Below are 13,030 nucleotides of genomic sequence, written 5' to 3' on the forward strand. Positions count from 1 at the left end.
CCCGATCCCGTCCTGGCGCGCACCCTGCGGACCGACCCGGTGCGGCCGCGTTCGGCACCGCACCGGCTGTGGAAGCGACTGAGCCGGTCGATCGGCGATGTCCTGCCCAAGGGGCTCTATGCCCGGTCGTTGATCATCATCATCGCGCCCGTGGTCCTGCTCCAGTCGGTGATCGCCTACACGTTCATGGAGCGGCACTGGCAGCTCGTGACCAAGCGCCTGTCGGCCGCGGTGACCGCGGACGTGGCGGCGCTGATCGACATCTACGAGAGCTACCCCCAAGACCGGGATGCCGAGACCCTGTCGCGCATCGCCGCCGAGCGGCTGAACCTCGACCTCGACATCCTGAAGGGCGCCAAGCTTCCGATCCAAGGGCCGCGGCCGTTCTTCTCGATCCTGGACGAAGCGCTCTCGGACGAGATCAGCCGCCAGATCCGACGGCCGTTCTGGATCGACACGGTCGGCCGCTCGAACCTGATCGAGATCCGGGTCGCGATCCCCGACGGGGTGATGCGGATCACCGCCCGGCGCAGCCAGGCCTACGCATCGAACTCGCACATCTTCCTGGTCTGGATGATCGGCTCGTCGCTGGTGCTGCTCGGCGTCGCGATCCTGTTTTTGCGCAACCAGATCAAACCGATCCTGCGGCTCGCCGCCGTAGCGGAGGGCTTCGGCAAGGGTCGGGAGATCGAGTTCAGGCCGCGCGGAGCCCGGGAGGTGCGCCAGGCCGGCCACGCCTTCATCGAGATGAAGCGGCGCATCGAGCGGGCCATGGAGCAGCGCACGACGATGCTCAACGGCGTGAGCCACGACCTACGCACCATCCTCACGCGCTTCCGCCTCTCCCTGGCGTTGTTCGAGCAGACCAGTGAGATCGAGGATCTCAGCCGTGACGTCGACGAGATGAGCCGGATGCTGGAGGGCTATCTCGCCTTCGCGCGCGGTGATTCCGCCGAGCCGGCGACGCCCACGGACATGCGCGTGCTGCTGGAAGACCTGCGCAGCGACGTTGAGCGCCTGGGGGCCCATGTCTCGGAGGTCAATCTGGCGGGAGCCCCGGAGGTCACGGTACGGCCGGGGGCGTTCCGGCGCTGCCTGTTCAACCTCGCCGCCAACGCCGCCCGGTACGGCGACACGGTGGCGATCTCCGGCCGGCTGGAGGCCCGCGCCTTCTACGTCTCGATCGACGACGACGGCCCGGGGATCCCGCCCGAGAGCCGCGAGGAGGTGTTCAAGCCGTTCGTGCGCCTCGATGATTCTCGCCAGGATGCGGGCGGATCCGGGCTCGGGCTGGCGATCGCCCGGGATATCGCCCGGGCGCATGGCGGGGATATCGCCCTGCACGAGAGCCCGCTGGGCGGGCTGCGGGCGACCGTTCGGGTTCCGGCCTGACGGCCGTCAGGCGTCGCTCGGCCCCCGCAGGCGCTGGATCTCGGCCTGGGCGTTGCGGATGAGATGGTCGATGCTCGCCGCGTCGAGGGCGGCACGGCCGAGGCGGTCGCGCAGGGCGGCTTCGCCGTTCCAGGCATAGCCGGCATCTTTCGGCAGGTGGCGCTGCAGCAGCGAACTGACGACACTTTCGCGCCTGTAGGCAGGATGCCGCAGGAGCCGGCCGATCTGCGCCGTCAGGATGTCGAGCGGCGATAGATTTTGGCTACTGCCTCTCGACGTAACTGCTGTTGGGCGCATACTGGCATCTCCTCCCGGAAAGCCAGTATCCGGTTAAATGCTTGCGCTTCGGTGAGCGGCAGCGCGATCCAGCGAAAAACTGCCGCCGCCGGGGTCCCAACCGTTGCAGCAGGGTGGTATGCAGGTTCGACGCCCACGAGCCGCGGCCCACCGCGCGCCGGATCCGAGTGCCCAATATGAACCCGCTCGTCCCCCTGTTCATCCTGCTCTCCCTGCCGTTGGCCGCCATCGGCCTGGTGCTCTACACGGACACGGGCATCGAGCCGGCCCTGTTCTACGCCTCGGTGAAGACCTTCGTGATCCTGGGCGCGATCGCCGTGGCGATGTCGTTCGGGGCCATGAAGCTCGCCGAGCGCACCAAGCACTAGAACGACCGTCCCGCGGAGAGCGCGATGCTGCACGTCGTCCCGGCCTTCTCGCGCATCGGCGAGGAGAACGCGTTCACGGTGCTGGCCCGCGCCCAGGCGCTCTCAGCCCAAGGGCGGGACGTGATCAATCTCGGCATCGGCCAGCCCGACATGCCGACGCCGGCCCACGTGGTCGAGGCGGGCATCAAGGCCCTGCGCGACGGGCACCACGGCTACACGCCGGCCGTGGGCATCCCGGGTCTTCGCGAGGCCGTGGCGCGCGACATCCACCGCCGTCACGCCGTCGAGGTCTCGCCCGAATCCGTGATGATCGTGCCGGGCGGCAAAATCACCATGTTCATGGCGATCCTGATGTTCGGCGAGCCCGGCGCCGAGATCCTGTACCCGGATCCGGGTTTTCCGATCTATCGCTCGATGATCGAGTTCACCGGGGCGACGCCGGTGCCGGTGCCGATCCGCGAGGCGAACGGCTTCGCCTTCTCGGCCGCCGAGACCTTGGCCCTGATCACGCCGAAGACCCGCCTCTTGATCGTGAACTCGCCCGCCAACCCGACCGGTGGCGTGACGCCCAAGGCGGAGATCGACGCTTTGGTGGCGGGCGTTGCCGACCACCCGGATGTCGCAGTGCTGTCGGACGAGATCTACGGCACGATGACGTATGACGGCGAAGCCCATCACTCGCTGCTGACCTATCCCGAGATTCGCGACCGGCTGATCTACCTCGACGGCGCGTCGAAGACCTACGCGATGACCGGCTGGCGACTCGGCTGGTCGGTATGGCCGAAGCCGCTCTACGACGCGGCCCGGAAGCTCGCGGTCAACGCCCATTCCTGCGTGAACGCCTCGACCCAATGGGCCGGCATCGCGGCGCTCGACGGCCCGCAGGATTGCGTGGCCGAGATGGTGGCCGAGTTCGACCGGCGACGGGCGATCGTGATCGCCGGGCTGAACGCGTTGCCGGGCGTCTCGTGCATTGCCCCGAAGGGCGCGTTCTACGCCTTCCCGAATGTCTCCGAGACCGGGTGGAAGGCCAAGTCCCTCGCCGCCACCCTGCTGGAGGAGGCGGGCGTCGCGGTGATCGGCGGCCCGGATTTCGGGATCCACGGCGAAGGCTATATCCGGCTGTCCTACGCAAATTCGGCCGAGAACATCCGCAGGGCGCTCGAGCGGATGGGAAAATTTCTGTCGGAGCGGAATCCGGGCTGACCAAGCTTACGAGACGAGCCCGTTCCGGATTTCCCCCTCATCCTGCGGTGGCGTAGCAAAGCGAAGCCCGCGAAGAAGTCCTCCCGCCCACCGCGCGATTCCTGGACGGCTCCTTCGCGGCTGCTGCGCATCACCTCAGGATGAGGTGATGATTGGGAGGACGGGCCGGTTGCGACGCCGGCTGTCCGATCAGGATTTCCCCGTCACCCGCTTCTCGATCCAGCCGGCCAGCCAGTCGGCGATGTCGAGGCTGTTCTTGTCCTGCATCAGCATGTGCGAATTGCCGTGGATCCCGATTTCCGGGAGCAGGATCAGCTCGGCCCGGCCGCCGGCCGCGTTCGCAGCCGCCACGAAGCTGCGGCACTGCTTGAGCCGGGGTGCCCAGCGGGGCGAGGCGTCGACGTAGTCGCCGAACAGGACCAGGATCGGCAGGTCCTTGTAGGGGGCCAGATCGTCCTTGGCCGGATCCGGGCAGGCGGCGGGCTCGATCGCCACGATGGCCCGGATCCCGGTGCGGTCGAGAGCAGCGGTCTGGAACGGGTAGATGCCCGATTGCGAGTGCGAGACCAGCACCGCGCCCTTCAGCCGTTTGGCGAGTTCCGACAGGGCCGGCACGGTCGGGTTCGGCACCGGCAGGGCGGCGGACCAGTCGGCGACCATCTGCTTCCAGAACTCGCCCTGGGCTTCCAGGGGGAATTGCATGCCCGGAAACACCTTCGGGTATTCCGGCCCGAACCGGAAGATCGCCCAGGCCGGCTCGCGCCCGGCGGAGAAGACCGGCGGCAGCGAATCGGCCTCGGCCTTGCCCATCTTCACCGCGTCGATCTGGGCCGGGCTGATCGCCGAGCGCCCGCGCCACGCTTGGTCGATGACGTAGGTCGGGAAGCCGCGACGGACGAAGAACTCGTCCCAGCCCATTCGCCCGTCCGGGGTCGTCTCCCAGGTCTTGCCGGTGAGGCAGCAGCCGTGGATCAGAACCACCGGCGGCCGCACGGGCTCGACCGGAATCTGATAGCGCACATAGACCTGATCGACCGTGATCGTCCCGGACGGCGCGTAGGCCGGCAGGGTCGAGAGCGTATCGGACTGGATATCGCGACCGCCGACGAAGAAGCTGCCCTGGCCCGCCAGAGTCAGGGGGGCGGGCGGCGGATCGGCGGCGCGGACGGGGGCGACGCTCATGGCGATCAGACTCCCGGCGAGCAGAGCCCCGGTGAGGCCCCGGACGGCCCGTCGCTCATGGGACCGAGCGGGCGATGGCGGCAGCACTGGCATGGAACGTCCCGGCCTTCAGCGGCCGGGACGCGTCGACCCGGATCACCGCACCGCAACGCTAGCACGAAGCTCGGCCGCCGCGGGAGATCCAAAGCCGGGTATGGATATCGGTCAGGCGCCGATGTCTCGCTCGATCGAGGCGGTTGCGTTGCCGGGCACGTCGAGGGCCTCGGCGAGCATCTTCAGGAACTGACGCTCCTGCAGCGTGTCCGGATCGATCGCGAGCCGCGCGGCCGCGTAAATCCGCGCCGCCGCCTCCGGCTCGTTCACCCGTTCGGCGATCTCGTCGATCTCGGCGGGGCTTTCCAGTTCCCGGTCGAGCCAGGCCCGCCCGTCGGGATCGAGGCCGGCCTCGGCCACCGCCGCGTCGAGGCGCTTGCGCTCGGCGGTATCGATCATGCCGTCCGCGATGGTGGCGGCCACCATGGCCCGCAGCATCAGCCGGGCCTCGTCCTCGTCGACCTTCGAGAAGTCCGGGCCGTCCTGGGACGGCGGCGCCGAACCGCGCAGCGCCCGGTAGGCGATCCCCCCGATCAGCGCGAGGCCGCCAAGAGCCGCGCTTGCGGCGATCCCGCCGCGCCGCGCGCGCACCAGCGCGTCAACGATCTGCCTGCTGTCAGCCATGTCCGTCCTCCCGGGGTGTTGCATTCCGAATCGGATCGGAAACCCCCGGGAGGCGGCCAAGTTCAGCGGCAGATGTCAGGCGTCGGCTTCGTCGTCCTCGTCCGCCTCGTCGATGTCGACGAGGAAGACGATGTCCGCCTCGTCCTCGTCTTCCTCCTCGGCGGTGTCGCCGCCGGCATGGTGCTTGTCGTCGGTGAACTCGCCCTCGCCGTCATCCTCGGCGAGCGCATCCTCGAAGATCTCGATCTCGTCCTCGTTGGCGGCCCGGATCGTGAGCGGCGAGGTGCCGTTCCAGAGCGGCTTGCCGTCGCTCGTCATCGTCCGGATGTCTTCCTTGAAACCCTCGCAGGTGAAGAGGTCCTTGGCGGACGCCTCGTCGCTGTTGATCACCGCCACGGCGGTGCCCTCGATCTCGAGCGTGAACATGGCCGGCATCCTTCTCGTAACCGTCCTTGGCGCGCCCGGTCAGCGGGATCGCGCGCGGGTGCGACGCACCGCCCCGGGGAGAAATGCCTAAGCTTACCCCGGCGGTCATGAGCGCCGCGCGCGGATGCTGTAGGGGTGAACCGGACGCCCGCCAAGCCCGTCTCAGTCAGTCCGCCGCGAATGCGTGGCGCGAATCCTGCCCGGCCGATGGCCGTAACGAAACCAAACGGAAAGAAGGATCACCGCGGATGCGGATCAGGCTCGGCTGCGAGATGCGCTACGCCTTCCCCTATCCGGTCCCGATGGTGGTGATGCTGAACGTGCATCCCACCCGGGCGGACGCCCTCGAGGCGCCCGACACGCTCCGCACCGAGCCGCCGGTGCCGGTCGATCTCTATCGCGACGGCTTCGGCAACCTGTGCGGCCGGTTGACCGCCCCGGCGGGGAACTTCACCCTCGGGACCGACGCGGTGATCGGCGACGACGGAAGCCCGGACCCGGCCCATCCCGAGGCCGAGCAGCACGCGATCGAGGCGCTGCCGCCCGAGACGATCGTGTTCCTGCTGCCCAGCCGCTACTGCGAATCCGACTTGCTGGCCGACGAGGCATGGCGGCTGTTCGGACATCTCGAGCCGGGCTGGGGCCGGGTGCAGGCAGTTTGCGACTTCGTGCACGACCACATCGCATTCGGGTACGAGTTCGCCCATGGCGACCGCACGGCGCAGGATGCCTATGCCGGCGGCCGGGGCGTCTGCCGCGACTTCACCCACCTCGCCGTGGCCTTCTGCCGCGCCCTTAACGTGCCGACCCGCTACTGCACGGGCTACATCAGCTTCATCGGGGAGCCCGAGCCGCACCCGGCCGGCGACTTCGCGGCCTGGATGGAGGTGTTTCTCGGCGGGCGCTGGCACGTGTTCGACCCGCGCAACAACAGCCCGCGGATCGGCCGGGTGATGGTCGCCTACGGCCGCGACGCCGCGGACGTGCCGCTGACCCACACGTTCGGCCCCAATCCCCTCGTCGGCTTCCGGGTCTGGGCCGAACGGATCGACCATCTCGACGCGTCCGGCGACGCACCGATCCTACCCGAAGAGCCGCTGCCGCCGCAGAGCATGGCGACCCGGATGGGGTGAGTGCCGGGCTGGCTTTCTCAGACCCCCGCCCCGCGGGCGATGGCGCGCTTGACCACCGCCTGCACCTCGGGGTTCGACAGGAACAGGTCGTGGTTGATCAGGCCGCCGCCGTAATCGGAGGCGTCGGCCACGCGCACGCCGAGCGCCTCAAGCTTGGCGCGGTCGGCGGCGCCGGCCCGGACGCCGCCCGCGATCGCCGCGGACAGTTCGAGCGCCCGGTCGTTGGTCGATGAGATCACGGTGATCTTCGACACGTCGGGGCCGAGCCGGGCGACGCCGTTCGAGAACAGGTCGAAATCGATGTCGGGGGCGGCCAGCACCACCGCGCCGATCCGCGCCATGGCGGCCTCGCCGGCTTCGGCCCGCAGCATCCGGATGGTCTCGAGGGTCAGCAGCGTGCCCATCGAATGGGCGACGATGTTGATCCGCCCGGCGCTCGATGTCGACGTGACGGCCTTCAGCAGGTCCTCGAAGGCATCGCGCGACCAGAGCGCGCTCTCGCGATCGTAGTTGTAGTCGAAGGTCGCGGCGGCGGACGGCCAGGTGAACAGGCCCGAGACGCCCCGGAACCGGATGCCGTCCGACAGGCGCGCCGCGCTCACGGCGGCGGATTCGAACGATTCCCGATACCCGTGGACGTAGATCAGCACGTCGCGGCCGAGCGCCGCCTGCGCGAAGGCCTCGGCGGCACCTGGGCCGCTCTCGGTCTTGGGTACGGCCCCGATGGTCCAGTCGCCGGTGATGACTGCCGACACCTTGCCGAGCAGCGAGCGGTCGGGGGGCGACAGGCGCACCTCCGCGAAGCTCAGGCCGCGCCCGCGCTCGGAATTGAAGTACGGCGGCCGGGGCGGGTTGCCCACCGGCTTGCGCGTCGTGGCCACCAGCAGCACCGGCATGACGTCCAGCGCCGACTGCTTTTCGGGCAGCGCCGCAGAGGTGCCGAGGTCATCGGTGACGCAGGCGCCAAGGCTCGGAGCGAGCCCCGCCGCCCCCGCGAGGGCGCCGATCCGGAGGAGTGCGCGGCGTGAGACGGTCTGGCTCGACATGATCCGGGTGCGTTCGGGCGGGGCGCCATCCGTCGCGCAGGATCGTGACCGTGGCGGGGCACGATCGCCCACCGGCCCTGTGGAGTACGGGTATTCAGCCCCCCGTGGTGCCGCGGACACAGGGTTGGGGGTCGACCCTGCGGGCTTGATCGCGCGCGCGTTGAGACGGCTCAGACCCCGCGGCCGCGGCCCGGCGACGATACCCCCTCGACGGCAGCGCCAACCGCCGCCATGAAGGATCCATGACGCCGACCATCGACATCGAGAGCCTGCGCGCGCGACTGCTGGGCGGCGACCGTGCCGCCCTGGCCCGGGCGATCACCCTGGCGGAGTCGAAACGCGCCGACCATCGGGCGCTCGCCGCCGCCTTGATCGACTCGGTTCTGCCGGAGACCGGCAAGGCGATCCGGGTCGGCATCACGGGCGTGCCGGGGGTCGGCAAGTCCACGACCATCGATGCCCTCGGATCGAACCTGACGGAGGCCGGCCACAAGGTCGCGGTGTTGGCAGTCGACCCGTCCTCATCGCGCACCGGCGGTTCGATCCTCGGCGACAAGACCCGGATGGCGCGGCTCGCCCACGATCCCAAGGCGTTCATCCGCCCCTCCCCGTCCTCCGGAACGCTGGGCGGCGTCGCGGCCAAGACCCGCGAGACCATGCTGCTCTGCGAGGCGGCCGGCTTCGACGTGATCCTGGTGGAGACGGTGGGCGTCGGCCAGTCGGAGACGGCGGTCGCCGACCTCACCGACTTCTTCCTCGTGCTGATGCTGCCCGGGGCCGGCGACGAGCTTCAGGGCATCAAGAAGGGCATCCTGGAACTCGCCGACATGATCGCGGTCAACAAGGCCGATTCCGGCGAGGCCGAGCAGCGGGCCAACGCGGCGGCCTCGGAATACCGCGCCGCCCTGCACATCCTCACCCCCGCATCGTCAACCTGGACGCCGCCTGTGGTCACGATCTCGGGCTTCCACAACCTGCGCCTCGACGCGCTCTGGGCGCGGATCGTCGATCACCGGGAAAAGCTCACCGCCACCGGGGAGATCCAAGCCAAGCGCCGGACGCAGGACGTGAAATGGATGTGGGCGCTCGTTCACGAGCGGTTGCACCAGCGCCTTGTCGGCTCGCCCGAGGTCAGGCGCAGCACCGCCGAGGCCGAGGCCGGCGTCGCCCGCGGCGAGACCTCGCCCGCCGCTGGAGCCGCGGCCATCGCCGAGTTGATCGGCCTCTGAGGCACCGCGGCCCGTTCCGGCACCGGCTTGTTTACCCTGATCGACGCCGCGCGGCCCAAGGCACAGAAAATCGCCGGGTCACGGTACGCAAACCCGGTCTCGCGCGTTCGCTGCACGACGAGGAATTCTGCGGCACCTCCTCCCGTACCGGTGCCGCGGTCACGTCGAGGAGAGTGTCATGGTGGATACGGATCGGATCGTTGGCGGCGCCAAGGAAGCCCTGGGTAAGGCCCAGGGTGCGGCGGGCGACTTCGTGGGCTCGAACCGGGATTCGGTGGAAGGCCGGGTACGCGATGTCCAGGGTCAGGCTGAGAACGCCTACGGGCAGGTCAAGGACAAGGCCCGGGACCTCGCCGACAAGGCGACTGATTATGCCGGAGACGCCTATGGCCGGGCCGGGGATGTCGCGGGCGACGCCTACGAGCGGGGCGGTGCCTACCTGCGCGACGGCCGCGCCGCCGTCGGCGCCCGCGTCGAGGAAAACCCGCTGGTCGCGCTGCTGATCGCCGGCGCGGTCGGCTACGGGATCGCCCTGCTGTTCCACGGGCGCCGCTGATCGGAGGCGGCCTCGCCGACGTTCCGGCGAGGCCGCCACTCTACGACGCTACTGGGCGGTCCAGCCGCCATCCATGCTGATATTGGCCCCGGTGATCTGGCTCGCCGCATCGGAGCACAGGAACACCGCGAGCGCCGCCACCTGATCGACGGTGACGAACTCCTTCGTCGGCTGCGCCTTCAGCATTACGTCCTCGATCACCTGCTCCTTGGTCAGGCCGCGCGCCTTCATAGTGTCGGGGATCTGTGCCTCGACTAGCGGCGTCCAGACGTAGCCCGGCGAGATGCAGTTCACCGTGATCTTGTGCGGCGCGAGCTCGAGGGCTGCGGCCTTGCTGAGCCCGCTGATCCCATGCTTGGCCGCCACGTAGGCGGACTTGAACGGCGAGGCCACCAGCGAGTGCGCCGAGGCAGTGTTGATGATCCGCCCCCAGCCCCGGGCCTTCATGCCGGGGATCGCGGCATGCATCGCGTGAAACGCCGAGGACAGGTTGATCGCGATGATCTGCTCCCACTTCTCCGGTGGGAAGTCCTCGATCGGCGAGACGAACTGAATGCCGGCATTGTTGACCAGCACGTCGATGGCGCCGAATGCCGCCTCGGCCTCCCGCACCATCTCGCCGATCGCATCGGGCTTGCTCATGTCGGCGGCTGAATACTGAACCTTCACCCTGTGCTCGCGCTCGATCCCGGCGCGGGTCTCCTCGATGGCCTGCGCATCCCCGAAGCCGTTGAGCACGACGTTGGCTCCCTCGGCCGCGAGGCCGCGCGCGATGGCAAGGCCGATGCCGCTGGTGGATCCGGTGACGAGGGCGGTCTTGGACGTGAGGGCCATGGAACCTCCTGGGTCGCGGTGGCGGGATGTCGTGACGACGTACCTGCCTCAAGGCCGGCGCGAAATCGAGCCTCCCGGCGCATCCGCCGGAGACGGTATCGCTTCGGCCGCGCCGTCACTCGAATCCGGGGTCACATTCTGCGCCGGGAACGCAAGCTCGATCCGCAGCCCAGGCGCGTTGTCGGACAGCCGCAGCGTCCCGCGATGCAGGCGCACCACGGCGTTCACCAGGCTGAGCCCCAGCCCGAAGCCCGGCCGCGAACGCGCATCCTCCAGCCGGACGAACCGGCCCAATACGCGCTCGCGTTCGGCCTCCGGGATACCCGGTCCGTGATCCGACACGGTGAGGCGGACGGCATCACCGGAGCGCACGGCCTCGACCGCCACCCGGGTCTCCGATCCATCCGCCCCGTACTTGAGGGCGTTGTCGATCAGGTTGGCCAGCGCCTGCCCGATCAGCTCACGGTTGCCCGCGATGATCAGGCCATCCTCCGCGCGCACGTCGAGGTCCAACCCCTGATCCTCGGCCAGCGCCTCATAGAGTTCCCCGACCTCCCGGACGGCGGCGCCGAGATCGACCGGCGCCAGGATCTCTCGAGCGCTTCCGGCTTCCAGGCGCGCGATCATCAGCAGCGCGTTGAACACCCGGATCAGCCCGTCGCTCTCCTCGGTCACCGCTTCGAGGGCGTTGCGCAGCTCGTCCGGCGAGGCGGCTTTGCGCAGGGCCTCGTCGGCCCGGTTGCGCAGGCGTGTCAGCGGCGTCTTCAAGTCGTGGGCGATGTTGTCGGAGACCTCGCGCATCCCGCGCATCAGTTCGCCGATCCGCTCCAGCATCAGGTTGAGGCTCGCAGCGAGGCGGTCAAGCTCGTCGCCGTTGCCCGCGACGTAGAGTCGTCCGTCGAGGTCGCCGGCCATGATCGCGCGGGTTGTCTGCGTCATGGCGTCGACCCGGCGCAGGACCCGGCTCGCCGCCAGCCAGCCACCGATCACGCCCAGGATCACCACGGCGGCGAGGGAGGTGCCGAACGCCCGGCCGATCACCGCACGCAACCGGTCGCGCTCCTCGGTGTCGCGTCCGACGAGCAGCCGGAATCCGCCCGGAAGGGTGAACACCCGCACGATCGCCCGATGGGGATCGACGTCCGAATCGCCCCGCCCGTATCGGGTCTCACTCTGGCCAGGGCTCGCCAGCACCGCCGCCGGGACGTAGCCGACATTGCCGACGACGTGCTCGCCGCTCGCCGTGGTCACCAGATAGAGGGACGCGCCTGGCTCGCGGGACCGGCGCTCGACGACGGTGATCAGCCGCCGGAGCCCCCCGGCATTGTACTGCTCGGACAAGCCGTTGATCTCGGCATCGATGGTCGAGACGATCTGGTCGTCCAACACCGTCCGGGCGTTCCAGGCGACGTAGCCGAGAGCCAGGAAGGCGCAGAGGGCGAAGATTGCCAGATAGGCGAGCGAGAGCTTGAACGCGGTGGTGCGGAACAGCTTCTGGAACCGGGCCCCGAAGGTCTCGCGGGGCATCGGCTCGATCGGGAGGCCCATGCTCACCCGGCCGCGCCCTCGTCGAAGCGCAGGACGTAGCCGGCACCTCGGACCGTGTGAATGATCGGCGAGGCAAAACCCTTGTCGAGCTTGCCGCGCAGGCGCGAGACGTGGACGTCGATGACGTTGGTTTGCGGATCGAAATGGTAGTCCCAGACATGCTCGAGCAGCATCGTCCGGGTCACCACCTGGCCGGCATGCCGCATCAGGTATTCGAGCAAGCGGAATTCCCGAGGTTGCAGCAGGATTTCGCGGCCGGCGCGGGTGACCCGGTGAGACAGGCGGTCGAGTTCGAGGTCGCCGACCCTGTAGCGCGTCTCTTCCGCCGCGCCCGATCCGGCCTGCCGCCGGGCGAGCGCCTCCGTGCGAGCCAGAAGCTCCGAGAACGCGTAGGGTTTCGGAAGATAATCGTCGCCGCCGGCGCGCAGGCCCTTCACCCGGTCGTCGACCTGACCCAGCGCCGACAGGATCAGCACCGGAGTCGCGACGCTCTGCTCGCGGAGGGAGCGGATCAGCGACAGGCCGTCGAGCTTCGGCAGCATCCGGTCGACGATCAGCACATCGTAGGCACCCTCGCGGGCCAGCGCGTAGCCATCGAGCCCGTCATGCGCGCTGTCGGCGACGTGTCCGGTCTCGCGGAACGCCTTCACCAGATAGGCTGCCGCCTCCCGGTCATCCTCGATGATGAGCAGTCGCATGGACCCAGTCCATAGCGCGGCTCGCGAAGGGGGGAAACGCTGCTCTGTCATCACGGTGATGTCCCCCCTCCCCTCATGATCGTCGGACGCGCGCCGCGACCGTTGGAGGCGGGTCTCGGCTCGCCCGAAGCCGGGGACCGCGCAATCAGAGGAGTCGCGTTTCGGCCCGGACTGCGTGAGCGGCCTGACGACCCTGGCAGCGTCGCGATTACCGGACGCTCGCGAAAGGATGACGATGCCGTAAGGAACGGCTGTCCGAGCAGCACCAGAAACGCAAACAGGCCGTCCCTGGTGAGGGACGGCCTGTTTGGGATCGGTGTACGTGTCGAGGGATGTGTTTGCGATGTGCGGGTCTGGCGGCGACCGACTCTCCCGTGCCTTGAGACACAGTACCATGG

14 protein-coding genes are annotated in these 13,030 nt (G+C 69.1%); 6 read left to right on the forward strand and 8 right to left on the reverse strand.

Features of this window, described 5'->3' with window-relative positions; all coding sequences use genetic code 11:
• The first annotated feature begins 39 nt into the window (after window positions 1-39).
• A complete protein-coding gene (locus AC0IY0_RS21025) occupies window positions 40-1,392 on the forward strand; it encodes an ATP-binding protein (protein ID WP_471765372.1) in 1,353 nt (450 codons plus the stop codon).
• A 6-nt stretch (window positions 1,393-1,398) separates the two neighbouring features.
• On the opposite strand, the gene AC0IY0_RS21030 is transcribed toward AC0IY0_RS21025, so the two are convergent.
• Window positions 1,399-1,689, reverse strand: a complete 291-nt coding sequence (locus tag AC0IY0_RS21030; RefSeq protein WP_147910419.1) for a hypothetical protein — start codon at window positions 1,687-1,689, stop codon at window positions 1,399-1,401.
• Between the two features lie 176 nt (window positions 1,690-1,865).
• On the opposite strand from AC0IY0_RS21030, the gene AC0IY0_RS21035 reads away from it, so the two are divergent.
• Together AC0IY0_RS21035 and AC0IY0_RS21040 are read left to right on the forward strand one after the other, a co-directional pair.
• Window positions 1,866-2,057, forward strand: a complete 192-nt coding sequence (locus tag AC0IY0_RS21035; RefSeq protein WP_147910420.1) for a hypothetical protein — start codon at window positions 1,866-1,868, stop codon at window positions 2,055-2,057.
• Window positions 2,058-2,081: 24 nt separating this feature from the next.
• On the forward strand, window positions 2,082-3,263 hold the full coding sequence (locus tag AC0IY0_RS21040) for a pyridoxal phosphate-dependent aminotransferase (protein ID WP_471765362.1): 1,182 nt from the start codon (window positions 2,082-2,084) through the stop codon (window positions 3,261-3,263).
• A gap of 189 nt (window positions 3,264-3,452) precedes the next feature.
• Here AC0IY0_RS21040 and AC0IY0_RS21045 read toward each other — a convergent pair whose 3' ends face one another.
• The 3 genes from AC0IY0_RS21045 to AC0IY0_RS21055 all read right to left on the reverse strand — a co-directional run bounded on the left by AC0IY0_RS21045 (window position 3,453) and on the right by AC0IY0_RS21055 (window position 5,588).
• On the reverse strand, window positions 3,453-4,445 hold the full coding sequence (locus AC0IY0_RS21045; RefSeq protein ID WP_471765365.1) for an esterase: 993 nt from the start codon (window positions 4,443-4,445) through the stop codon (window positions 3,453-3,455).
• Between the two features lie 204 nt (window positions 4,446-4,649).
• Window positions 4,650-5,162 carry a DUF533 domain-containing protein gene (locus AC0IY0_RS21050; protein WP_419830843.1) on the reverse strand — a complete coding sequence of 171 codons (513 nt, stop codon included), beginning with the start codon at window positions 5,160-5,162 and terminating at the stop codon, window positions 4,650-4,652.
• A 75-nt stretch (window positions 5,163-5,237) separates the two neighbouring features.
• The gene (locus tag AC0IY0_RS21055; RefSeq protein ID WP_147910424.1) at window positions 5,238-5,588 is read right to left on the reverse strand and encodes a hypothetical protein; all 351 of its coding nucleotides are present in this window, start codon (window positions 5,586-5,588) and stop codon (window positions 5,238-5,240) included.
• 248 nt (window positions 5,589-5,836) lie between these two features.
• Between AC0IY0_RS21055 and AC0IY0_RS21060 the strand changes: the two genes are divergently transcribed.
• Complete coding sequence (locus tag AC0IY0_RS21060; protein WP_147910425.1) at window positions 5,837-6,721, forward strand: transglutaminase-like domain-containing protein; 885 nt, start codon at window positions 5,837-5,839, stop codon at window positions 6,719-6,721.
• Window positions 6,722-6,738: 17 nt separating this feature from the next.
• On the opposite strand, the gene AC0IY0_RS21065 is transcribed toward AC0IY0_RS21060, so the two are convergent.
• Window positions 6,739-7,767, reverse strand: coding sequence for an alpha/beta hydrolase (locus tag AC0IY0_RS21065; protein ID WP_147910426.1), 1,029 nt, complete (start codon window positions 7,765-7,767; stop codon window positions 6,739-6,741).
• A gap of 242 nt (window positions 7,768-8,009) precedes the next feature.
• On the opposite strand from AC0IY0_RS21065, the gene meaB reads away from it, so the two are divergent.
• Both meaB and AC0IY0_RS21075 read left to right on the forward strand, forming a co-directional pair.
• Window positions 8,010-8,996, forward strand: a complete 987-nt coding sequence (meaB, locus tag AC0IY0_RS21070) for a methylmalonyl Co-A mutase-associated GTPase MeaB (protein WP_147854359.1) — start codon at window positions 8,010-8,012, stop codon at window positions 8,994-8,996.
• A gap of 178 nt (window positions 8,997-9,174) precedes the next feature.
• Complete coding sequence (locus AC0IY0_RS21075; protein ID WP_147910428.1) at window positions 9,175-9,552, forward strand: CsbD family protein; 378 nt, start codon at window positions 9,175-9,177, stop codon at window positions 9,550-9,552.
• A 48-nt stretch (window positions 9,553-9,600) separates the two neighbouring features.
• Here the strand turns inward: AC0IY0_RS21075 and AC0IY0_RS21080 are convergent, their stop codons facing one another.
• From AC0IY0_RS21080 to AC0IY0_RS21090, 3 genes are read right to left on the reverse strand one after another with little or no spacing between them, the layout of a single operon-like run.
• Window positions 9,601-10,386, reverse strand: a complete 786-nt coding sequence (locus tag AC0IY0_RS21080) for a 3-hydroxybutyrate dehydrogenase (RefSeq protein WP_471765367.1) — start codon at window positions 10,384-10,386, stop codon at window positions 9,601-9,603.
• A 48-nt stretch (window positions 10,387-10,434) separates the two neighbouring features.
• Window positions 10,435-11,934 (reverse strand): sensor histidine kinase, encoded by a 1,500-nt coding sequence (locus AC0IY0_RS21085; protein ID WP_471765374.1) that lies wholly within the window; start codon window positions 11,932-11,934, stop codon window positions 10,435-10,437.
• A gap of 2 nt (window positions 11,935-11,936) precedes the next feature.
• Window positions 11,937-12,632, reverse strand: a complete 696-nt coding sequence (locus tag AC0IY0_RS21090) for a response regulator transcription factor (protein ID WP_147910430.1) — start codon at window positions 12,630-12,632, stop codon at window positions 11,937-11,939.
• Window positions 12,633-13,030 lie beyond the last annotated feature (398 nt).

It is taken from the genome of Methylobacterium sp. AC315 (assembly GCF_979253755.1).